18 protein-coding genes and 4 tRNA genes are annotated in these 21,226 nt (G+C 53.4%); 8 read left to right on the forward strand and 14 right to left on the reverse strand.

Features of this window, described 5'->3' with window-relative positions:
* Positions 1–144 precede the first annotated feature (144 nt).
* The 4 genes from IH404_RS04800 to IH404_RS04815 all read left to right on the forward strand — a co-directional run bounded on the left by IH404_RS04800 (position 145) and on the right by IH404_RS04815 (position 653).
* Positions 145–220, forward strand: a tRNA-Asn gene (locus tag IH404_RS04800).
* A gap of 9 nt (positions 221–229) precedes the next feature.
* A tRNA-Pro gene (locus tag IH404_RS04805) sits at positions 230–306 on the forward strand.
* A 5-nt stretch (positions 307–311) separates the two neighbouring features.
* Positions 312–387, forward strand: a tRNA-Lys gene (locus IH404_RS04810).
* A gap of 189 nt (positions 388–576) precedes the next feature.
* Positions 577–653 (forward strand) — tRNA-Pro (locus tag IH404_RS04815).
* A 169-nt stretch (positions 654–822) separates the two neighbouring features.
* Here the strand turns inward: IH404_RS04815 and IH404_RS04820 are convergent.
* Together IH404_RS04820 and mobH are read right to left on the reverse strand one after the other, a co-directional pair.
* Positions 823–2,142, reverse strand: coding sequence for a site-specific integrase (locus IH404_RS04820; protein ID WP_194440041.1), 1,320 nt, complete (start codon positions 2,140–2,142; stop codon positions 823–825).
* Positions 2,139–4,025, reverse strand: a complete 1,887-nt coding sequence (mobH, locus tag IH404_RS04825) for a MobH family relaxase (RefSeq protein WP_194440646.1) — start codon at positions 4,023–4,025, stop codon at positions 2,139–2,141. The genes IH404_RS04820 and mobH overlap by 4 nt, the downstream gene beginning before the upstream one ends.
* Positions 4,026–4,481: 456 nt before the next feature.
* On the opposite strand from mobH, the gene IH404_RS04830 reads away from it, so the two are divergent.
* On the forward strand, positions 4,482–4,832 hold the full coding sequence (locus IH404_RS04830) for a hypothetical protein (RefSeq protein WP_194440042.1): 351 nt from the start codon (positions 4,482–4,484) through the stop codon (positions 4,830–4,832).
* Between the two features lie 65 nt (positions 4,833–4,897).
* Here the strand turns inward: IH404_RS04830 and IH404_RS04835 are convergent, their stop codons facing one another.
* From IH404_RS04835 to IH404_RS04875, 9 genes are all read right to left on the reverse strand, one after another.
* The gene (locus IH404_RS04835) at positions 4,898–6,409 is read right to left on the reverse strand and encodes a conjugal transfer protein TraG N-terminal domain-containing protein (RefSeq protein ID WP_194440043.1); all 1,512 of its coding nucleotides are present in this window, start codon (positions 6,407–6,409) and stop codon (positions 4,898–4,900) included.
* On the reverse strand, positions 6,406–6,774 hold the full coding sequence (locus IH404_RS04840; RefSeq protein ID WP_194440044.1) for a hypothetical protein: 369 nt from the start codon (positions 6,772–6,774) through the stop codon (positions 6,406–6,408). The genes IH404_RS04835 and IH404_RS04840 overlap by 4 nt, the downstream gene beginning before the upstream one ends.
* A gap of 10 nt (positions 6,775–6,784) precedes the next feature.
* Complete coding sequence (locus IH404_RS04845) at positions 6,785–8,146, reverse strand: integrating conjugative element protein (RefSeq protein ID WP_194440045.1); 1,362 nt, start codon at positions 8,144–8,146, stop codon at positions 6,785–6,787.
* Positions 8,147–8,168: 22 nt separating this feature from the next.
* Positions 8,169–9,110 (reverse strand): TIGR03756 family integrating conjugative element protein, encoded by a 942-nt coding sequence (locus IH404_RS04850; RefSeq protein WP_194440046.1) that lies wholly within the window; start codon positions 9,108–9,110, stop codon positions 8,169–8,171.
* On the reverse strand, positions 9,107–9,466 hold the full coding sequence (locus tag IH404_RS04855) for a TIGR03757 family integrating conjugative element protein (RefSeq protein WP_242462662.1): 360 nt from the start codon (positions 9,464–9,466) through the stop codon (positions 9,107–9,109). The genes IH404_RS04850 and IH404_RS04855 overlap by 4 nt, the downstream gene beginning before the upstream one ends.
* A 238-nt stretch (positions 9,467–9,704) precedes the next feature.
* Positions 9,705–10,310, reverse strand: coding sequence for a hypothetical protein (locus tag IH404_RS04860; RefSeq protein ID WP_194440048.1), 606 nt, complete (start codon positions 10,308–10,310; stop codon positions 9,705–9,707).
* Entirely contained in the window at positions 10,310–10,483 is a 174-nt protein-coding gene (locus tag IH404_RS04865) for a hypothetical protein (RefSeq protein WP_194440049.1), read from the reverse strand. Before IH404_RS04865 ends, IH404_RS04860 begins: the two co-directional genes overlap by 1 nt.
* Positions 10,484–11,100: 617 nt before the next feature.
* Positions 11,101–13,689 (reverse strand): YadA-like family protein, encoded by a 2,589-nt coding sequence (locus IH404_RS04870; RefSeq protein ID WP_194440050.1) that lies wholly within the window; start codon positions 13,687–13,689, stop codon positions 11,101–11,103.
* 1,297 nt (positions 13,690–14,986) lie between these two features.
* Positions 14,987–15,352 (reverse strand): response regulator, encoded by a 366-nt coding sequence (locus IH404_RS04875; protein WP_194440051.1) that lies wholly within the window; start codon positions 15,350–15,352, stop codon positions 14,987–14,989.
* Positions 15,353–15,497: 145 nt separating this feature from the next.
* On the opposite strand from IH404_RS04875, the gene IH404_RS04880 reads away from it, so the two are divergent.
* Entirely contained in the window at positions 15,498–16,622 is a 1,125-nt protein-coding gene (locus tag IH404_RS04880; protein WP_194440647.1) for a HAMP domain-containing sensor histidine kinase, read from the forward strand.
* Between the two features lie 26 nt (positions 16,623–16,648).
* Here IH404_RS04880 and IH404_RS04885 read toward each other — a convergent pair whose 3' ends face one another.
* The 3 genes from IH404_RS04885 to IH404_RS04895 form a co-directional block, all read right to left on the reverse strand.
* On the reverse strand, positions 16,649–18,196 hold the full coding sequence (locus tag IH404_RS04885; RefSeq protein ID WP_194440052.1) for an IS66 family transposase: 1,548 nt from the start codon (positions 18,194–18,196) through the stop codon (positions 16,649–16,651).
* 140 nt (positions 18,197–18,336) lie between these two features.
* Positions 18,337–18,615, reverse strand: coding sequence for an IS66 family insertion sequence element accessory protein TnpB (gene tnpB / locus IH404_RS04890; protein WP_194440053.1), 279 nt, complete (start codon positions 18,613–18,615; stop codon positions 18,337–18,339).
* On the reverse strand, positions 18,612–18,944 hold the full coding sequence (locus IH404_RS04895) for a transposase (RefSeq protein ID WP_194440054.1): 333 nt from the start codon (positions 18,942–18,944) through the stop codon (positions 18,612–18,614). The genes tnpB and IH404_RS04895 overlap by 4 nt, the downstream gene beginning before the upstream one ends.
* Positions 18,945–19,881: 937 nt before the next feature.
* Here IH404_RS04895 and IH404_RS04900 point away from each other — a divergent pair.
* Both IH404_RS04900 and IH404_RS04905 read left to right on the forward strand, forming a co-directional pair.
* The gene (locus IH404_RS04900) at positions 19,882–20,415 is read left to right on the forward strand and encodes a fimbrial protein (protein WP_194440055.1); all 534 of its coding nucleotides are present in this window, start codon (positions 19,882–19,884) and stop codon (positions 20,413–20,415) included.
* Between the two features lie 90 nt (positions 20,416–20,505).
* On the forward strand, positions 20,506–21,210 hold the full coding sequence (locus tag IH404_RS04905; RefSeq protein ID WP_277953092.1) for a fimbria/pilus periplasmic chaperone: 705 nt from the start codon (positions 20,506–20,508) through the stop codon (positions 21,208–21,210).
* The last annotated feature ends 16 nt before the right edge of the window (positions 21,211–21,226 follow it).

Raw genomic sequence — 21,226 nt, forward strand, 5'->3', positions numbered from 1 at the left:
GCGCAAATCATTGTCTTAAAAGCAATTTAAAGGGTTGACAGGGGTTTTTAAGATTGTAGAATAGCGCGCCTCAGAGATGCTAACGTAGCGATACGGACAGGGTCGAAGAGAAGGTTACACAGCAGTAAATTTGAAATATGTAGTTCCGTGATAGCTCAGTCGGTAGAGCAAATGACTGTTAATCATTGGGTCCCAGGTTCGAGTCCTGGTCACGGAGCCAATTTCAAATCGGGGTATAGCGCAGTCCGGTAGCGCGCCTGCTTTGGGAGCAGGATGTCGGGAGTTCGAATCCCCCTACCCCGACCATATTTGGGTCGTTAGCTCAGTTGGTAGAGCAGTTGGCTTTTAACCAATTGGTCGTAGGTTCGAATCCCACACGACCCACCATTTTTGAGACCAGTTAGCGCTGGAATCAAATCTTAGAGTCAGAGGTTATAGCTCTGATTAAAGGCGGTTTTACGGTTTTGGAAAGTGTTACAGCACTTAGATATCGCCGTAGACATGCAGCCGTCTGAGGCGAACAGTAGTTTCGGTTCGTCATGATGTCAATGTGCATCGGTTTTGCGATGCGCATTCCGGGGTATAGCGCAGTCCGGTAGCGCGCCTGCTTTGGGAGCAGGATGTCGGGAGTTCGAATCCCCCTACCCCGACCATATTTAGTGAAAAAAGGCGCCTTTATGGCGCCTTTTTTTGTGCCTGGAGCAAAGTCGTACCGTTCGTCTGAAAAAAGCCGGATTTCGACATGGCGCTTTATTCCGGGCAAGCGAAAGCCTCTGGCCAACCAGAATTCCCTATAGGCAGTGCGCTTTGCTTATGAGCGTACTAGGGCGATGCTCGAGAAAATGATGAGCTTCGCATTGAATGCTCAGTTGAGGTGCGTTTCCTGAATGTGCCGACACCAAGCCCGCTCGCCATTAGCGTCAATAGTAGACTCTGCTCTACTTGATCTACTGGTGGGTCCATAGAGCATGTTATTGACTCGCGATGCAGTTGCGCAGATGCGAGCTCGAGAGCCCTCTGTAGCGCGCTTCGGCCAGTCGACTTGGTCGGCCGATCAATACTGACCTCTGTGCTGCTAGATTGTTGTGGAGCTGGCAACTTCTTGGGCTCTGGTTGAGCGGTATCCTTTGAGTGCACACCTATCTTGGCGGGTAAGGGGGTAGAGGGTGTGCCACTTGGATCAACCCGTCTCACTCGGCTTAGAGCGCCCTGAGCCAGGCTTCGCTCATGCAGAACAGCACGCATATGGTCGTAGTCCGCCTCAATGTAATTCATCGTTGTCGCTAGATTCGAGTGATTCAGCAGGCTTTTCGTGAGATGAATGTTTCGCTCAGGCTGCTTCATCAGGTCTGTTGCTAATGTGTGCCTGAAGCGGTGAGGGGTCATGCGCACGCCGATCTTATCGGTGAGCTTGCCGTACATTGACTCCACCTGGTCGATGTTCATTTCCTTGCCATGGAAGTGACGAGAGAATCTGTTGACGTTGAACAGCTGATCGTCTGGTGAAAAACCAATTTTCTCGGCCTCCCCCAGGATCCTGGATAAGTGTGGAGCGAGTCCTTCCATAATGGGGAGGAAAAACTCCCGATGGGTCTTCTCTGTTTCACCGCGGACCAAGATCATCTGGCTGTCCCAGTCGATATCTTTGTAGCGCAGGCACAGCAGGGCATTCAGGCGTATGCCTGTGTAATAAAACATCTCGAAAACGCTGAGCCAGAACCATGCTGGTGTTATCTGGCTGCGTTCATGCGTACAACGTTCTTGGCCTACAAGGGATGTGAGCCAGTTGCGTGCTCGTTGGATAGCGTCTCCATTGATTGTCTTGCTGGCTCGCTTAGGTGGGATAACGCTGGTTTTCTTGAATGGGTTGATCGAGGTATGTGTCATCAGGCCGTGTTCTATGGCGTAACCCCAAACAGTTCGAAGGTGATTTGAATAGGTGTTCCAGCTGCGTTTGGATAATCCCTTCTCAAGGACTTTTTTTCGCCATGCCAGAATCGCACGATGATCTATCTCCTCAACTGAGGCCGTTCGGAAATGCTTAAGTAGTGCTTTGGTCGAGGCACGATAGATCTTTGCACTGGCAGGTCGTAGATCATGGGCAAAGATGTATTCCTCCGTCAGATTCGAGGGCGTCGTCATTGTGGCGGCTCCGTTACTTCTGACTTCAAGGACAGGCTGATATTGTCGAAGGGGACCTCAGAGAAGATTGTTCGCGGGTCTACAAGTAGGTAACCCTTGAGCTGCTTGGATTTTCGAGGTCCAACAACGTCGCAGGTCCAAATATTCAGACTCTTATGCGTTTTTCGATGAAGTTTTTGTTTCTCGAAACTGCGTTGAACCAGCTGCCAGGCGCTGACTTGCTGTACTTTGGCCTGCTGTTCGATGTGGGGGAACTCAAGGACGTAGCGCTTGAATATTCCAGGCGTTACCAGCATAGCGGTCCCTGCTACGGTGTGAACCAGCGCTTTGGTATCGTTGATAATAATGGTCCGGGATGCGATGCCTTTCTTAAGCCATTCAACAAATCCCTGACCGATCTCGGTGTTATTGCTAGGCATCGGGGTGACTTCTTCGATTATTGCTAGAGGCGCACCCCGTTGATTGGAGGTTTGGGAAGGCTGGATGTCATCCAGTATCGGAGGCGCGGTTTGTGCCGCTGAGACCTCTTTGTTTTTGGTGTCTTCTGATGGCTCATTGATGTTACCAAGGAGCGCCAGTAGCTCGTCAAATTCGTCGTTACTGCTCGAGGAATGCTGCGGGAGTTCGAACGGTGATGGCTGTGCCAGTGCTAAAGGCGCCGGCGCAGGACTGGATTGAATGTCCGTAGGCGATTTTCTTGCCGGTGTGGCGACAGTATTTTCAGCTGCAGAGTCTCCTGCCGGATTGCCAGCTTCTACTTCAAGCGTCCCCAGGTACGCTGCGGGCCGATCATTTGGATCATTCCAGATCAGTGCCGGTGAGAGCTTCAGCAGGGTGAAGGTGTTTCGCCAGCCACGACCATTGTCTATCGTGGCTTTCCAGATTGCCTTGTCTTGGGCATTGGTTTGGATTACCCCCTGATCTTGCAGCATGTTGAAGAAAGGCGCATTCGAACTGGGTACACCTTCAACGCCTTGGGTCAGCAAATAGGCTCGCAATTGATCAGCAATAGGCTTGCTAACCAGCCAAAGAGCATCCTGTGTCAGCCAACCATCTGACGGTCCATCGGGTTGATTCAGTTTGAATGTATCTCGGACCAGGTGACGCAACCCATCTGCCAATTGACGCTGCAAAGACTGTTTGGGCGCGGACAGCGCGCGGGCTGGATTTCCACCGAGTTCCTGTGCGACGGACGCCTGATCGGCCTGGACCACGATCTCTCCCAAAATGCCGGCATGTTCGTACTGACCAGCCAAAATGAAGATTAACTGCGACCACACTTCGGGGAAATTACTGAGCCAATCTAAGATTTCTGAGGAGAGAATCTGCGCGTAGATCAGTGCGGCAGCGGCTCCGTGAAGTTGGTAGTTGCGTCCTTTCACGTAGCGGAATCGATAGGGACGATCGATTGGGCCATGCCATGGATGCCAGATTTTACCTCCCTCCAGTTCGATCTGTACGTCGACGGCAATCTTGCCGAGGTCGTGAAGCAAAGCGCCATAAGCCGCTGCCGCAGTCCACGCTTCGGCCTGGGCCGATTGAGACTCCGGTGGCGCACCTATGGGTAGAAGGTAGGTCTGTCGAATCTTCAGCGCATAGGCGACGATTTCTAGGCCGTGATCAAGCATGCCGCCTGGGTGTGCATGGTGGTGGTTCTGCGAGGCAGGGAGCTGCTGGACCAACTCTGCGTAGCGCTCCAGTGGACGTCGATAGAGCTCCACGAACTGAGAGCGCGATAGCGAAGCACGCTGCCAAATGTTCTCCAGCAACTTTTGACGCCGTGGGGTCGCTAGCAAATCCTGTCCCTGGGCAGGTTTCATAAAACCGTTTGGTGAAGAGGCAGCAGCAGGTAAGGTTTTGCTGCGGCGGAAGAATGAGAACATCATCAGCTCCATAAATGAATCATGGACTGGCTTTTCCGCTACTGGTGGGTTTACTTCAATGGGAAAAGGTCACCGGCTGCGTTAGGGTATTTCGAGAGGCGTTACGCCATGAGTGTGAGGCTCCAGGTGACTTCGCCTGCGCAGAACAGTTGCACGACGAGGTTCCGAACCCTTTTTTTATTGAGTGTCGCTCCATGAGTTGCGACTAACAGCATGTGAGGGCTACGACCTTTTTGCGTAGCAAGCCCTTTCAGGTAGGGCTTTTACCCTTGTGAACCATTCCATTCGATTTTAGAAACCATTTACCCTTTGGGCCATTTGACTGTGGAGTGGGATAGGGCGTCCGCGTACGCATAACGGCGCATCCTTTTATCCATTGGTCTTGCGGCAGCGCGAAATCAGGATTATAAATGATGTCAAAGCGCCTCTAGTTTACGGAGGGCTAGGAGAAGCATGATGACCGCTTACACCTCACAGACCTTTGCAAGTCGCTTGAGCTATAGCCTTGGTCGTGCGGTGCGCATCGTTTGGTGCAGCGAGAACCGCACTTTACGCTGGGTCAAACGTCTTGCCCTAATCGCATTAGCTGTATATTCCTGGGTATGGTTGGCTCATACGTTCATGGCTGTCCTGACTGTTGGTCTTATATTGCTGGCTTTGGCTGTAGGAGACTTTTCCAGACTACGTGGCATAGGCAATTCTGAGGATCGCGATGCGCCGTACGGGCGAAACGTATTTGGCCAACCATTAGACCCATGGGGTAATGTTGAGGGTGAAATTTCTGATGAGGATAATTTTTCCCATTAATTTAAGGCATAGAACCCGCTTACGGATCTATCCAGAATGAATGGATCCGTAACTTCCTGAGTTTATTATATTGCTTTTTTGATAATGTCGGCTCCAGCTAAACCCGCCTTTTCAACTGGTTGCGTCCCACGTGTGAGCCCCTCCATCGCCTTACCTGCACTTATTCCCGCCCATCCCAGTGCGCCTATCCAAAACATCGGTAGGATGATGAACATGGCTCCCATGACGAAGTTCAGAATCGCATCCTGGGCTGTTGAGTTCAGTCCCATGACAGGGTCAAAAGACAAATGGGGTGAGCCTGCTCCATACAGGGCGTCCAAGATAGTTGTGTCCACCCACCTCGCCAGTTGAAACCAAAAGTCCACGAAGATCAGCGCGAAAAATACTACTGTCATGGTCATGGCCACCTGCAGTTGATAGGCACCCACTACCAGTACCAGCGGGATGCAAATCACCATCGCCATCTTCAAGAACGCCATAACCATTGGTAGCGCCTGACGAACCATGTCCATGGCCGGGAAATATGCCAATGAGCCCAATGCGACCCCTAGGGTGCCGGTGACACGAGCTGCGCCATTCCACACCGTCCCGTTAATTTGCCCTCCGTAGTCCGTATAAACATCTCCTTTCACCTGGTTCGACGGTGAGACCAGTTGCCGAACAAGCGAGTCAGTCACTTCGTCCTGGGACAGCCACTTCGCCCAACCAAGCATTTTTGTCATGAGGTCAGGTGAAACTTGATCTTTGATACGATTTCGTAAGCCTACTCCGCTATCGGACCACCATTGTTTACACGTTGGATATCCTCCACCTCCGCTCACCTGTGGCAACCCCACATCACGCGAAGCGTTGTATGGCCAGGACGTTTTAGGTGTCTTGGAGTAGTCCGTGTCGTAGTAGCCCGATGTGTTCAACAAGAAATGGGAGCCGATCCAACTAAGGTCCTGCAAGAACTGGGGATCGTTGGCTTTCGTACCCAAGTCTGGTTGACGCATGAAGAGCCGGGCGCGTGAAGGTCCATAACAGTCGTGGGTAAAGTCGCCGATTTCCTGGGCGAGCAACGGGTTGTTGATCTTAGTGTTGTTCACCTCCATCCGGACTTGTCGCAGGTCGGTCCCACAAGGGATGGCTGCGACTGCTCCGTTGGTTAACCCTTTTGACAGCGCATGCATGAAGGCCCACCACATGGGCATCTGCGCAGTCTTTCCAGCCAGAGAGCTGAATGTTGTGTTCCAACCCGTGTCAGCTGGTTTAGGTAAGTTGTACTGACATTGCTGGGCTCTACTTTGATCGAACGCCAAGGTATCGAAGCTCACATTGACGGCAGGGACTGCGAAGAATGCGACGACGACGTAGCCAACATAGATGTTGGTCTCGATCCGGGCCAGTGAAAGCACGCCTTTGTTACCCTCATCGGCCCCTTCTCCACGGACCTTGAGCCATTCTCGAATAACGATTATGCAGAAGGGCAGGGCGAACAGGCCGGTATCTGAAATCATATCCCAGATACCGTTATTGATGATCCAGCCGACCAGCGTCAGGTAGTACTCCAAATAATCATTGGTGTAGAGCGTCACTGGGCACCTCCTATCTGATACAGCACTTTGCTCATCTCAACCATGGCAAACAATAAAACCACCATGACCTCGATCTTCAACAGGCCTTTGCGCTTCGATTGCGGCAAACGAGCCTTGAGCGTGAGCCAGGCAATCGCCAGTGCGATATAAAGCATCAGTCGCCAGGTGAAGAACGGCCAGTAGTTGTCGACACGCCATGCTTGCCATTGCTCAGCACTGTCGAACACGCTCATCAAGACGGCGCTGAGTAGCACTACGAGGGCGGTAGTTGCAAGCAGAGTGCCGAGTACAAGTAAAATGCCCCGCCCGAATCGCCGAGTCAGTGAGCGGTTGGGGATGGCGACAGGATCTTGAATATCGGTCATGGCCTACACTTCATTGTTTGCTCTTGGCCGGTGATTGCAACTGATTCAGGCGATCCGTTTCTGGATCTCCTGGAAACACGCCGCGGGAGTCTTCGGCCCGAGCTTTGCCGCGCTCAATGATGGTCAGAGGGGAGTTCTTCGCGAGCTGCTGACGCATATCCAGCTCCATCTTCAGATTGCCAATTTCCTGCTGCAGCGAGGAGCTTTGCTGACCGACTGCCTGGACGGCGAGGTCATTCGCCGCAACGTTTGGCTCTCGGCTACCCGCCATCAGCGTGCGCTGTAAGGTCAAGGCTTTCTCCAGCACATCGGACAGCGCCACTTCCGAGGCAAGCCTGCGAGCAAGCACGTCCTGATCACGCTCGTCCTTCAGGGCGGCGACTACGCCCCGGGTGATCGGCAATAAGTTACTACTCGCAGCTTCAAGATTTTCGACCGATAAGGTTTTGCCTCCGGTCAGTAGTTCCTGTAGCGCCTTTAGCTTGGTGTCGTATGTTTCCTGGATCAGTGGCGTGAGTCCGACGCCTGCTGCTGTCACCGTTTTAGGGCAGCTGTCACAGGTCTGCTGTTGCTGTTCCCCCAGTACACGATTGGCGAAGGTGGTGGCTTCCAGTGGCGATGACCAGACATTGCACACCATGCCGTTGTTGCAGCTGTCCTTGCTGATCGAACCGGTGTCGCCGGCCGCGCGTTTGTTCAGCAGGTTGTAACCCGCTTTTGTGACGTCACCCACGATACGGATTGGCTTCTGGCCGGAACCTCCTGCTCGATCACCCCCTACCCATGTGACACCATCGTTGCCACCTTTCTTTTCGACTTGCTCTACTGCCGAAACTGCGTCGGTATTGGATGCCAGTGTCTGGCTCATAGCCTGGCCTTCAGCAAGCTTGCCCCAACCCATCTGATTGCCGGCAATATCAGCCATTTTTTCCCCAATTGCCCGACAAGTACCTTTGGACCGGTCAAAGTCCAAGCGGGCCTGCAAGATGCCGTTGGTAATCAGGTTGTACAGCGCCGGGTTGGCACGTTGAAGAATTAGGGCTGGCAGCGAGGCGACGGCGCTGGTGGCGTTCTGCACCACCGAGCTCATGATGTTCTGGAATCCGGAGGTGGCACCATTCAACTGGTTCTGCAGGGTGTTACTCATGCTCATGTTTCCGCAAACCAGGTTGTTGTTCCAGCCACCGCCGACGGAAATACTGTCCATGTTGCCAGCACTCCCCATTGTCACGGCGTTCCCCCCGCCGATGTTGTAGAGCACGTCGTCGCCGATGACGCTGCCAGAGGAGGAGACGTTGATTGGGTCAGCAGATTGAGCTACGGCGCTGCCGAAACAGCAGATGAGGCAGATCGCCAAGGGGGTGAGTTTCATGTGGTGCTCCGGTCGCTGAAGTTCATTGGTAGTCCGTACTGCCGAGGAAGGTCTGGCCACGGCGTTGGCAGCACGAATACGGGCGCCAAAGCGCCCAAGCGTAGCCACCGTCTTGGGCGTCGATGTTGGGTCCGATGGTTGGAAATGTTGCGCAGGTGGGGTTGAGCACCGGGGTCAGTTCCTGCCACTTGCCGGTTGAGGCGTCACTTTCGCGCAGCGCTCCCGCTGGCCAGTAGCCTGGATAGGGAAGTGCTAGCATCGGCAGGTAGACGTGAACTTGACCGAGACGAGTGGTCACATCGCCTGCACGTTGTGCAATGACGGCACCCGTCTTGTAGTCATCGGTCTGGTTGAGAAAGCCGCTACGGGGATAGACATTCCCCCAGCTGCTCGCAGACAGCAGGCTGCCGACCTCGCGCATACCCGGAATGAGGGCTTCCGGGTATACGGCCTCGGGCACGCCATATCTCCAGGCAATGGGGTCCAGGGTGCTGAGGAAGTAAGGCACAAGCGGTAAGGTTGCGCCTTTGCAGGCATAGCCCGAAGCGCTGGCGAACTGGCTTAACGCCGCACCACCGGGATGGCCGATCACGTCTGCTTCCTTGAACTTGATGATGTTGTTTTCGGCGACGTGGTTGGTGGTACCGTCGTTACCTGCTTGAGCCATAGGGTTCAGTGTGCCAAGAGGCGACATCTCTATCCATGGATTCATCCCCGTATTTGAGTATGCAGACACCACTGCGTCCGGGACGTAGTGACGAACCTTGGTTGAGGTTTTGACTTTGCAGCCGAAAGGCGTGCAGAGCAGCCAATAGCAAATGCCGACCACCTTGTATTCCAGGCATGTCGGCGACAGCGTCGAGGCAACGATTGTGGCCGAGGTGATTGCAGCTGATGCACTGAAGGACAAGCTGAAGGTGATAGCCAGCGACAGTGGCCGTAACGCATACCGTGAGCGCTTCATCGTGACTGGCTCCGTGCTCGCTCGATCAGCGCGACGGCTTTAACCACATCTGGCTCTCCATAGACGACGTAGCGGCGATCAACGACTACGGCCGGGAGTTTCTCAACTCCTAGACTCCAAGCGTCCGTGACGCCTTGCTGGGCCTGAGCCAGTTCACTTTGCAGGCGCTTGCCATCAGGGCTGGCCAAGTAGCGTTGAATAATCGCTTCTGCCTGACGTGGGTCTGCTGGAAGCTGGCCCGTCAGCTGTTCTTCAAGGCGTTGTTGGTCATCGAGACGAATGGTGCGAACGCCGGCAGGCGCGGACACCGGGTGTGCTTGATTGGTGATCACCCATGTCTCGGCCTGGGCGACCATGGGCGTGAGTAGCAGGAAAAGGGTGATATACCAGCGAGGCAACTGATTGAGGTTGGTGTGGATGTCGGTCATGGCACCGTACCTGATGTGAGTTCAGGCTCAGGAAACCGTATGACGGCAGTTGGTGCAGCAGGAAATAGGATTTAGGGCGAAGAGGTATTTCAGTCAGTCAAAGTCGATATCTCAAGGGGCAAGTTGATAGTTATGAGATTTCGATCAGTATATGGGAGAAACAAGCTTAGAGTTGAAAGAGCGAACCGTCGGCATTTCTGGGAAGGAAATAGCCCTTGATGCAGGATATATCGCGTATGCAGAGTTGCACATGCGTTTGCTTGCGGAAGAAAGTGCCAGGGTATAGCTCTGGGCCCTCCAGGAAGGGAGAGCGGATTGAGGCGTAGTCCGGTAGCCCTACAGCATCTCGAGCTTGGTGAAGGGTCTGAAACACTGCACAATCGAGATGGCGCCTAAGGTTGTCCTGATCGCCATTAAACCCAGGCATATTCATCGGTGTTTCCGCGGAAGTAGCGACCAGAATGTCATAGGCGCCTCGCAGTTCGTCGAGAGCACCTTCGTCTGTCAGGTTTAGACATAAGCCCAAATCGATGATGGCCCCTACGACAAATGGGTCTTTGATCGCGCCCTTTCCACGCTTGGAATGCTTTTTAATATGTTCGGCATAGCTCAACGCACTCTCTGGGCTATTTTCCCAAAAGTACGCACCTTCGCCCAGCCAGTCATAATCATTGACGCTCTGCGCAACATGCTCACCAGCGATAACAGCTTCCCCAATTTTGCGATTACATCCATGAAAGCCCAGGACAAATGAGGGGAGTTGTTGATACATCAGCGATAAGCGGCTTTGAGCTGGCCTTTGACGTTATACACGCCAGTTTTTACGCGGAAAGCCTTGGCCTCAACTGGATCTTCAGCCAGGATCTGAGCCAGCTGACGAAAGCGCTCAGCAGCTTCGATATGCGGGTTATCAGTCTTGCTGGTCTTATTCGCTTTTACAATCATGTCGACCTCCTAGAGGGATCGGCGGGATATGCGCTCATTTTATAGACAATCGAAAGGTTTGTCAGGCTGACTTGTCCTGTCATTTAATGTCCTGTTTTCAATGCCCGCAAAATGGCATCTTGCAGGATCTTCGGGCATGCCCTGAAACGTTCGATCAGGAGCGTTTCCTCCGCTGGGAATTCACCTGACAAGACGAAGTGAACGTTTCCTCCTACTTTTAGGAAAGCTTACAGAACCTCACTTCCTGGCAGTCCCTTGGCTTGCTCATGGCGACCCCAAATCTCGCGAGATATGCCGCATTGGTCAGCCATCACAGCTTGCGTGAGAGCTAGTCGCTTGCGTTCACTTTTGAGCCTTGCGGCAATAGTTGGCATCAGACCTTTCCTTGTGGGCGACATTAGGCGTCGCCCTGGTTAGCTCCTGGCCTGCAGGTCTTTTTCAATATCGGTCAGGTTTTGTGCGAACGCCTGATCAAGCAGGCTAGGGCCTGCCGTTGCGTGCGACTAATGTCGCAAGCAAGGCTGGGGCGCAAAAAATTCTATTACGATGGGGGTTAAAGTATTCTAGGAAGACAGTCAAGCACTATCTATCTCTACAAGCTATAACTTTTGGCATTATTACCATTTGTATCCGGCCCCCACGGTCCCTCCCAGAAGTCCACTCGTAGTGGTTGCACCATTAGCTTGATAGATCCAGCTACCATTGGCAGACATGCCCGATACACCAATAGCCACCGCTGACTCTCCCTCAAAAGTTGAAGCAGATACGGAAATCATCCCATTTCCAGCAGACGTTACTTGCGGAAGAGCTGACATTGCCATTGCCGCTGCAACGCCTGCAAAGGCGTCACGTCGCAAGTCACTCACCTTTCTATCGGTATAAGCATTAGCCTCCTGAACTGCCTGCCGCGAGGACTGTCGAGACAGATTCAGTGTTTGGCCCAAGTTAACGGCGTCAGTTTCTTCAGTCGCGGGTGCGACGTTCGTCATTTGACGTTCCGCGCCGCGGGATCCTACCGAGACGGATTGAGCTCGGTCTGCCTGTGAGTTTTGTCCAATTGCCACTGCTCCAGCAGCAGTTGCTGAAGCGTTGCCCCCTAACGCGACACTACCATTTCCAGGAGCCTTAGAGTCTGCACCGACCGCAACAGCTCCTTGACCTTGTGCATTGGCACTTGCGCCAACTGCTATGCCTCTACTTCCCTTTTTCACTACAGCGACATCGCTTCCGTCGCCGCTACTATCGACTGCATTTGCCGAATTGTTGGCTTGTTTAACTAGGCTCGCCACCGCTCCTGAATTTTTAATCGATTCGAACTTCGCGATCTCGGCTGCGGTATTGGCGCTAGTAGCTTGAACGAGGGCACTGCCCGCATCTGTTCGAGCATCATTGGCTGTAGCAACGGCATTGTCCGCGCCTTTTTTTGCATCGGTGGCGGTAGCGACGGCTTTACCTGCATCAGCTTTGGCATCATCGGCGGTCGCGAAAGCCTTGCCCGCATCGGTCTTAGCATCGTTAGCGGTAGTGACGGCCTTGCCCGCGTCGACCTTGGCTTCGTTAGCTGTGGCGACCGCCTTGCCTGCGTCAGCTTTGGCGTCATCGGCGGTGGCGACGGCCTTGCCTGCGTCAGCTTTGGCGTCATCGGCGGTGGCGACGGCCTTGCCTGCGTCAGCTTTGGCGTCATCGGCGGTGGCGACGGCCTTGCCTGCGTCAGCTTTGGCGTCATCGGCGGTGGCGACGGCCTTGCCTGCGTCAGCTTTGGCGTCATCGGCGGTGGCGACGGCTTTACCTGCATCAGCTTTGGCATCATCGGCGGTCGCGAAAGCCTTGCCCGCATCGGTCTTAGCATCGTTAGCGGTAGTGACGGCCTTGCCCGCGTCGACCTTGGCTTCGTTAGCTGTGGCGACCGCCTTGCCTGCGTCAGCTTTGGCGTCATCGGCGGTGGCGACGGCCTTGCCTGCGTCAGCTTTGGCGTCATCGGCGGTGGCGACGGCCTTGCCTGCATCAGCTTTGGCGTCATAGGCGGTGGCGAAAGCCTTGTCCGCATCGGTCTTAGCATCGTTAGCGGTAGTGACGGCCTTGCCCGCGTCGACCTTGGCTTCGTTAGCTGTAGCGACGGCCTTGCCTGCGTCAGCCTTGGCGTCATCGGCGGTGGCGAAAGCCTTGTCCGCATCGGTCTTAGCATCGTTAGCGGTGGTGACGGCCTTGCCCGCGTCGACCTTGGCTTCGTTAGCTGTAGCGACGGCCTTGCCTGCGTCAGCCTTGGCGTCATCGGCAGTGGAGACGGCCTTGCCCGCGTCGACCTTGGCTTCGTTAGCTGTAGCGAGGGCCTTGCCTGCGTCAGCCTTGGCGTCATCGGCGGTGGCGACGGCCTTGCCTGCGTCAGCTTTGGCGTCATCGGCGGTGGCGAAAGCCTTGTCCGCATCGGTCTTAGCATCGTTGGCGGTAGTGACGGCCTTGCCCGCGTCGACCTTGGCTGCGTTAGCGGTGGTGATAGCTGTGCGGGCATCAGCTTCAGCAGCATCTGCTGTCTTCTGGGCGGTATCCGCTTTGGAAGTGACTGCTTGAACATTGTTGTTAGTCTTGTTTAACTGGTTACCAGTAATAGCATCAGAGCTGCCAGCACCAACAACCCCATCAACTACGCCTGTGACTTTCTGTGTGAGAACGAAGATAGTGCCATTACCACCGATACTAGTACTTCCCGTCCCTGCTCCGTTGATAGAAACACCTTGGGAGCCGTTAATGCTTGTTGTACCTCTGATGCTGTTGACAGTTGTATTGCCTGTTGTTGATTCAATACTCGTATTGTTGCCCCCAGTTAGAAAGAGGTTGTTATCTTTACTTGATACGCTAGTTTGAAGCGTAGGCGACCTTTGAGACCCGCTATCAGTGGAATGATTATTAAGGCTGAAGTCAGCGGCAGTGCAGGTAGGAGGCACCGACTGACCGACTCCACCAATGCTTTTTCCGCCACTTCCAGGCTCGCCGCATAGTGTAAGTCCGCCACCGGCAAATGCACTTTCTACTAAGAAAAGTGGCGATAGTATCAACGCGATTAGGGATGGTAATGCCATCTTCAATAGGCTTCGGATACTGGACTTCGTGATCTCTGAAACGATTTTCCACGATTGAGTTGCGTTGCTCCAAATAATACAGTAACTTCTGTTCATTATAAAGATCTCGTACTTAACTGATAAGGCCACTGCTATTCGCTAGTTAGCGGTCTTTTAAAGAGGGCCTAGCTTGTACATATTTAGGGAAGTAAACCAACTCGGTGAGTTGAATGATTATGGTTTCGTCAGCGAGCAGCATTGCAGAGCAATCTTGAGGTTTTGATTGCTGATGAACAACATACTTTGCCCGTGTTAGCATTATGTTTTGCTGAAAGTAGCCGCATGCGCATGCAGGGCAATTGCTCATTGCTTCTTCAACTGCTGGATTAGTCTGACTGAGTTCTATCTGCGTGGCTGTCAGAGGGGGAGGAAGGTGAGCAGGGTTTTTTCCGGCTTTGCGTAGGGGGTTCCCTACAAATGTCTTGAGCTTAGCGATGAGTATGCACGAAGTTTAATACGTGCCGGTGCTACGGCTGATCTATCGTGCCGGCTGGCTGCATTTTCGTGTAATCAATGTTTGATTGAGGTTCTGAGCTGGGAACGGTGACAACAGTTGAAAAGTTTAGGGATGGGGCGGCTTTTGAAATGATTACTCGATCCCGATAAGCGCCGATAGATTCGATATTGCAGAGTGTCTTCATATTTGTAGCTATGGCCGCAGGATTTTCTGCTGTCTGCTTGGGTGAGAGAACATCGTTAGAGTTCTCATGTTTAAGAGCTTTACTTGTTTTCCTATCGACTTCATTAGGATAGGTACCTTTCGCTATGAGAAAGTGTCTAAGTTTGGCAGAGAACACTTGTGAGCATGGTGTGGGGCTATGCTTTGTACGGCTTTGAACTTAACCGGTTGCAGTTTGCCTTACCATGGTAGTCATGCCAAGGTAGAATGTTGTTATTTCAATACTGCGGTGGGCAAGTATTACCTGGCGTTGCTGGGAGACTTTTAGACCACGGACGACAATACATGCAGGCCATGGCTGCGCTCTTTGGCGAAGTCAGCAGCCTGCCCTCGGGTATTCAGTTCAGTGAGATCGCCTGGACCCTGGCTTGCGATGTTGTGATCTGCATAACGTGCTAGATCAAATCAGCCCAAGCTAAAGCTACACCGGACGGCCACCTTCGTCTCTCGTACCATGCGGGGCGTCTCGATCAAGGTAATCATGCTCTTCCAGGACACGACCTGATCCACTTGATCAGGAGCCGCTCGCAGCGGGTCTGATCGCGTTTGTCGGCGTAAACGGCATCAGCGAAGGACATCTGCTTCTTCGGAGTTCAACCGGCGTGTTCGTATCGCCGGCTATCTCACCAAATCTGAAAATATTTTTCAAAGTTTCATTAGGGGCATAAGGGAAGCTCCGAAACGTAAGCGTCCGTGGAACTCACCTTGCTAATCTGCTTCCGGCAACAACTCAGCCATCGCTCCGTGCAGAGAGGAGAGATGCACAGGTTTTGTTAGAAATTTCGCATTCGAAGGAAGAAATCCAGGGGCGAGCACTGTGTTTGCGGACATGATGATGACTGGCACCTCAGGCCATCGCGACCAAATTGCCTGAGCCACGTCCAAGCCATCGAGCCTGCCAGGCATGCGAACGTCAGTGATCACTAAGGAAAATGGTTTCAAGCCCTCCAGTGCATTCAGCGCTTGATCGGCACTTGGGCAGTCGGTGACCACCAGACCGAGGATCGTTATAGCCTCTGCCATCACTGAGCGTAGAAATACGTCGTCCTCGACCAAGAGTACATTTAGCGACACGATGAAGCTCCCAGATGGGTCGACAGGGTGTAAAACACTCATCAAGTTTGTGCTGACCGGCTACGCCACTATCTATCCTAGAGCTAGTTTTGAAGGGCACAATGGCATCAGTATCGCACTTTTCCAGCCTAATCAAAGGACAATGATGAGACTGCACGAGTTCATCCTTACGCATACCGAGCAAATCTTGTCAGCTTGGGAAGGTTTTGCCCGCTCTATGGAAACCCCATTGCCGACGATGGATGCCAAGGGGTTGAGGAACCATGCTGAGCACATACTGAAGGCTGTGGCTCAGGACATGCCAACCCCTCAGACAGAGCGGCAGCAAATTGCAAAATCAGAGGGCCATGGCCCGGTGACTGAAGAGGAGTTGCCCTCCCAGACGCATGCGATGACGCGATTCGTCGCAGGATTTTCAATGGATCAAATGGTTTCAGAATATCGGGCTCTTCGATCAAGCGTGCTCAGGCTTTGGCTTGAAAACAACGGCGTGACCAATGCCCAAGATTTTCAGGATATGATCCGCTTCAATGAAGCCATAGACCAAGCGCTCGTCGAGTCTATTGCTACATTTGGGAGGGCAGTTGAATCGACACGCAAGACGGTTTTAGGAGTTTTAGGTCACGACCTACGCTCACCATTGGGCGCTGTGTTGATGGCGAGTGACCTACTCCGCGAGAGCGAAGATCTTGCAGCCAGAGAAAAACAGCTTGCGACGCAGATCAGTGCAAGTGTGCGTCGCGCCAACCAGATGGTAGCCGACTTGCTTGACCTAGCTCGCTGCAATCTCGGCAGTGGCATACCAGTAAATCCCGAGGGCGCTGATTTACGCGTCCTTTGCGCCTCTGTCGTAGAAGAGCTTCGCACCGGGTTTCCCGGCGCACAGATCATTTTGACCACAAGCGAGGCGGTGACAGGTATGTATGACCCGCCACGCATGGAGCAGGTGTTCACTAACCTAATTGGCAACGCGGTTCGGCATGGGGATTTAAAGCAACCGATTTACGTGGCATTGTCGCAGGACGACGACTTCGCGGTTTTCAGCGTGCAGAATCGCGGCGAACTCATTCCTTCCAGTGCAATGCCCCATCTTTTCAATCCTCAAGCCCGCTACTCAAGCTATGCGGCGAGAGAGAAAGGTGCATCTGCCGGCCTAGGGCTAGGTCTGTTCATTGCGGCGGAAATCGTCTCCGCCCACGGTGGAAAAATCGAGGTGGTGTCAACGATTGAGCAGGGAACAGTATTCAAAGTGCTGCTTCCGATTACCTAACGCGGCCTACACCATTTTGTAAGCGTCTACGGGCTACGCTTGCATGGCTGAACAGACGCCCACCTGTGCGGCAACAGTTCGGTAATCTCACTCGAACGCTGTGTCGGCAAGCGCGTAAGAACATCCTTTAAGTAAGCATACGGATCGTGCCCGTTGAGTCGTGCCGATTGGATCCAACTCATGATTGCAGCCGCTCGTTTTCCGCTGCGTAACGAGCCCGCAAACAACCAATTCGAGCGCCCAAGTGCCCACGGTCGGATTTGGTTCTCGCACCAATTATTGTCAATGGGGACGGCCCCGTCATCGAGATAACGCGTCAGCGCTATCCAGCGTTTGAGGCTGTAATCCAAGGCTTTGGCGATGGCCGATCCTTCAGGCACAAGCTGCCTCTGGGCCATCATCCAAGTATGAAGTGCGTCAATGATCGGCGCTGCTTTTTCCTGCCGTATTCGCTGCCGGTCACCTGGTTCCAGTTCGCGAAATTCTCGCTCCACTTCGTACAAAGTGGCAATGTAGTGCAGCGTTTTTTTGGCTATTTGGCTTATATTGGTCGCGTGCAAGTCGAAGAACTTGCGGCGTGCATGGGCCATGCAGCCGATCTCAGTGACGCCCAGTTCAAAGCCTGCTTTGTAGCCCGCGAAGTCGTCGCAGACTAGCTTGCCGTTCCAGTGGCCAAGGAAAGCTCGGGCATGTTCGCCAGCACGGCTCGGACTGAAGTCATAAACGACCGCTGCTAGATCGGAGAACTGGCTAGTGGCATAGGCACAGACATAAGCGCGATGAGTTTTCTTCGCGCCAGGCGTCAGCATTTGTACCGGGGTCTCGTCGGCGTGGACGACGCCGTGCGTCAGCACGGCTTCGCGCAGCGCATCAACCAGCGGCTGTAATTGCACGCCGCAGTTGCCCACCCACTGCGCCAAGGTCGAACGGGCGATGGGCAGCCCGGCGCGGCCAAAGATTTTCTCCTGCCGATAGAGCGGCAGGTGGTCGGCAAACTTGGCCACCATCACATACGCCAGCAGGCCCGCAGTGGGGATGCCCTTGTCGATTACCTGTGGCGATACCGGCGCCTGGATCAGCGTTTCGCACTTCCGGCAGGCCCATTTCCCACGCACGTGCTGTTCGACGGTGAACACGCCCGGCGTGTAGTCCAGCTTCTCGCTGATATCTTCGCCGATGCGCTTGAGGGCGCAGCCGCACTGGCAGTGGCTGTTGTCCGGTTCGTGATGGATCAGCGTGCGAGGAAACTGCGGTGGCAGCTGCGCGCGCTTGGGTTGCAGGCGCACTTTGGCTTCGACAGGTGCCGGTTGCAGTGCCTCAAGTTCGGCTTCGATAGCGGCAATATCCGTATCGATCAAGTCGTCGAGCAGGCTGACTTGATCCGGGCTCAACTGTTCGCTTCGCTTGGCAAACTTGAAGCGCTTGAGTAGCGCGATCTCGTGGGCCAGTTTCTCGTTGACCGCCTTGTGATGAGTGATTTGCTTGTCCATGGTCTCGACGCGCTGGATCAACCGTGCCGCCAAGGCACGCAGTTCTTCAGGGTTTAATTGATCGAGATTCGGATGCGAAGTCATGCCGCTGATTTTGCCAGAGAGGGCAAGTGGCGGCGATAGACTGATGGGCCAATTGCGCTGGCCAGCGCGCCATGGCAGACGAGTTAGAGCACCGTGATGGCTCCTCCGGAACCGACGCGTTGCCAAGGTAAACCGAGCACTCAGGCTTGAAGTTGCTCTGCATCCAACTCAACTTCAGAATCGTACCGCACGCCTGGCCAAAAGAAACGACCTTGATTCAAGCGCCGGGCAGCCAACCAAATCCCCACTCCGTCATGCACCAGCACTTTCATACGATTGGCGCGGCGGTTGGCGAACAGATAAGCACAGTGCGGCTTCGCCGCACCGAACACTGCGACAACTCGCGCCAATGCGGTTTCAGTGCCGGCGCGCATGTACATGGGCTCGATGGCGAGCCAGATGGTGTCGATGCGGATCATCGCAGCAAATCTCGCAGGAAAGCGGAACATGTCGCTGCATTTTCTGCTGGCCAGCTCACCACAACTATGCCTTTTAAATGAGGCACTTCGATTCGAATCGTGGCCGGAAGAACTTGAGGGCCCGCTGTCGAAGACAATGCCTTGACCGGAATAAAGGCAGTTTGCAGTGCCAGGTTTTTCTGCGCATGCAGCCGAATCCATTTATGGACGAGGTTGGCATTGAGGTTGTGGGTCAAGGCGACATTGGCAATCGAGGTGTCAGCCTGCGCGCACTCTGCGATGACCTGGGCCTTAGAGGACTTGGAATAGGAACGACGTTCTTGTGGCATGGGCGTCCGCTTAAAAGGGCTAAAAATGGTGTCCACTTAAATTTAGGTGGACACCATCGCCTCAAGCGACGTTTTCAGGAAGATGTATTGCCCTGACGGTTACTCCGAAACAGTCACCAAGTAAGCTTAAATACGCCCTCAGTACCTGATCGGAGTGCTCCGCGAGCCATATCTTTCTCTACGCCAAGGTACCATCGCTGATGTAACGTTTTTGCACTTGTCAGCTGTACTAAAACGAAGACTGAAGACGTGATTCTGAGATGCGCCTAGTCCAGAAAAGTAACCAATATTTTTAGGGAGAAGATGCAAGCAAAGTTCTTATTGAAGAGGGGCAGTTTCATTACGTCTACGGCGCAGAGCCAAATGTAGCCGATCTCACTTAGACTGGCGAGCTGCTACATGGCGAGGGAAGCGCGGTCTATGCCGAAAATCGCGAAAAACATTAAAACATCGAGGTGAGTTGGCACGGTGCAGCTCGGTGCATCACATCCTGTAGATTTACATCCGTTTTGCGATCGGACGGCTGAAGTGGCAAAAAAGCAATGGCGACGTGGTCATCGTGAGTTGTACGAAGCGTCCCTAGCTGTCGCTGTTCGTCCGTATCTGGGGTTCGATGTTTGTCCTCGCCGTGTCTTGTTTTTTGAACTGTATGTAGTGTTTTCCGTGCCTTAGGCGGCTTGCCATACCATTGAGGGCATTATTCTTAGCATTTTCTGATGCGGGTGTAACCGGCTTCGGCTTAAGCAGCTCACCAAGTCATGTAGGTGGTTTCTTTGCTGTTGTCGGATTCCCCCTACAGAATCTTGGGCGATCGGTAGGATCATTGAAGGAGCGGAATAGCTAAATTTTCTCGGTGTGCAAAGCGTATGGCCACGTTGCGAAACCGAGTGTACGCAGAACATTTCCTGACTAAGATTTTAATCCTTTGAGGCAACTTATGAATCCTCCACACTTAGCCTTCGCAGCGTTGGCTTCCATCTTCGTTATGTCAGGTGCCCATGCCGCGGATGGCACCATCAACTTTACCGGCGAATTGACTGCACAAACCTGCACGTCGAAGGTCAATGGCACTACTAGCGTACCTACCGTTACGCTGCCTAAGCTCAGTACTGCATCGCTGGCTTCGGCAGGGGCCACGGCGGGCTCTACGAACTTTACCATAGAGCTAAGCAAATGCACTGGCACAATTGCAACTGCTGCCGCGATCTTTGAGGCTGGGACTGGCGTTGATCCGGTAACTAAAAACCTAGTCAATACCGGCACTGCCAAAAATGTGCAGTTCCAGTTGCTCGACTCCGCTGGTAAGGTAATTCGAGCTGGCGATACCGCGAGCCAAGTTTCTAATACTACGCGTACCGCAATGTCCGCCGGCACTGCCGTGCTGCCATATGCCGTGCAGTACGTTGCCAGCGGTGCTAGCACTGCCGGTACTGTAGTAGGTTCCGTCACTTACTCGATTAACTATCAGTAAACAGTAATTCCCAAGCGCATTTTGCTTTCATTTTTAGATGCGCTTGTGGTGCTGGGAGATAAGTGTATGTACGCTCGGTGTCTTGCTCTAATGGCGGGATTGTTATGCTGCTCACAAGCGATGTCTTCAGTGGTAATTACTGGCACTCGTGTGGTTTATCCTGCTGATAAGAAGGAAGTTACAGTCAAAATCAATAACGAAGGTGCTAATCCGGTACTTGTGCAGTCGTGGATTGATCAGGGGGATTCGTTCTCCACACCGTCTAATTCTTCAGCCCCTTTTGTGATTTCGCCGCCAGTTTCGCGGGTGGATCCTGGCAAGGGGCAGAGTTTACGCCTGATGTTTACAGGCGCCCCATTGGCCGATAACAAGGAGTCGGTGTTCTGGCTTAATGTCTTGGAGATTCCTGCCAAGGTTGCGGCGAGTGAAGAGCAGAATGTACTGCAAATGGCTTTTCGCTCTCGGATCAAAGTGTTCTATCGTCCTTCCAAGTTACCAGGCTCCTCTGCTGCTGCAATTGACGCCGTTCAGTGGAAAGTTTTAGCCGATAAGAATGGTGCCTATGTACTGCAAGCTTTTAATCCGACAGCATTCTATGTTTCTCAGTCCGAGCTGACATTGATTGCTGCAGGTGTGAAAACCTCAAGCGAGCCTGGAATGATAGCGCCTGGAGAAACTCATCTATTTCCTTTGCCCGGTTTGAAGACAATGCCTAGTTCAGGTGTCGAAGTTGAGTATAGCGCTATTAATGATTACGGCGCCATAGTGCAGGCGCGTAAGGCGCTCCAGCCCTAGCAATTATTGAGTTCTT

Origin of the sequence: Pseudomonas sp. OST1909, assembly GCF_015277575.1 — a bacterium.
Taxonomy (GTDB): domain Bacteria; phylum Pseudomonadota; class Gammaproteobacteria; order Pseudomonadales; family Pseudomonadaceae; genus Aquipseudomonas; species Aquipseudomonas synxantha_A.

What these genes read in the sequence shown, in the direction of transcription:
- IH404_RS04820 (WP_194440041.1), bottom strand. Translation starts at nt 2,142, where the DNA reads ATGACGACGCCCTCGAATCTGACGGAGGAATACATCTTTGCCCATGAT.
- mobH (WP_194440646.1), bottom strand. Translation starts at nt 4,025, where the DNA reads ATGTTCTCATTCTTCCGCCGCAGCAAAACCTTACCTGCTGCTGCCTCT.
- IH404_RS04830 (WP_194440042.1), top strand. Translation starts at nt 4,482, where the DNA reads ATGACCGCTTACACCTCACAGACCTTTGCAAGTCGCTTGAGCTATAGC.
- IH404_RS04840 (WP_194440044.1), bottom strand. Translation starts at nt 6,774, where the DNA reads ATGACCGATATTCAAGATCCTGTCGCCATCCCCAACCGCTCACTGACT.
- IH404_RS04845 (WP_194440045.1), bottom strand. Translation starts at nt 8,146, where the DNA reads ATGAAACTCACCCCCTTGGCGATCTGCCTCATCTGCTGTTTCGGCAGC.
- IH404_RS04850 (WP_194440046.1), bottom strand. Translation starts at nt 9,110, where the DNA reads ATGAAGCGCTCACGGTATGCGTTACGGCCACTGTCGCTGGCTATCACC.
- IH404_RS04855 (WP_242462662.1), bottom strand. Translation starts at nt 9,466, where the DNA reads ATGGTCGCCCAGGCCGAGACATGGGTGATCACCAATCAAGCACACCCG.
- IH404_RS04860 (WP_194440048.1), bottom strand. Translation starts at nt 10,310, where the DNA reads ATGTATCAACAACTCCCCTCATTTGTCCTGGGCTTTCATGGATGTAAT.
- IH404_RS04865 (WP_194440049.1), bottom strand. Translation starts at nt 10,483, where the DNA reads ATGATTGTAAAAGCGAATAAGACCAGCAAGACTGATAACCCGCATATC.
- IH404_RS04880 (WP_194440647.1), top strand. Translation starts at nt 15,498, where the DNA reads ATGAGACTGCACGAGTTCATCCTTACGCATACCGAGCAAATCTTGTCA.
- IH404_RS04885 (WP_194440052.1), bottom strand. Translation starts at nt 18,196, where the DNA reads ATGACTTCGCATCCGAATCTCGATCAATTAAACCCTGAAGAACTGCGT.
- tnpB (WP_194440053.1), bottom strand. Translation starts at nt 18,615, where the DNA reads ATGATCCGCATCGACACCATCTGGCTCGCCATCGAGCCCATGTACATG.
- IH404_RS04895 (WP_194440054.1), bottom strand. Translation starts at nt 18,944, where the DNA reads ATGCCACAAGAACGTCGTTCCTATTCCAAGTCCTCTAAGGCCCAGGTC.
- IH404_RS04900 (WP_194440055.1), top strand. Translation starts at nt 19,882, where the DNA reads ATGAATCCTCCACACTTAGCCTTCGCAGCGTTGGCTTCCATCTTCGTT.
- IH404_RS04905 (WP_277953092.1), top strand. Translation starts at nt 20,506, where the DNA reads ATGGCGGGATTGTTATGCTGCTCACAAGCGATGTCTTCAGTGGTAATT.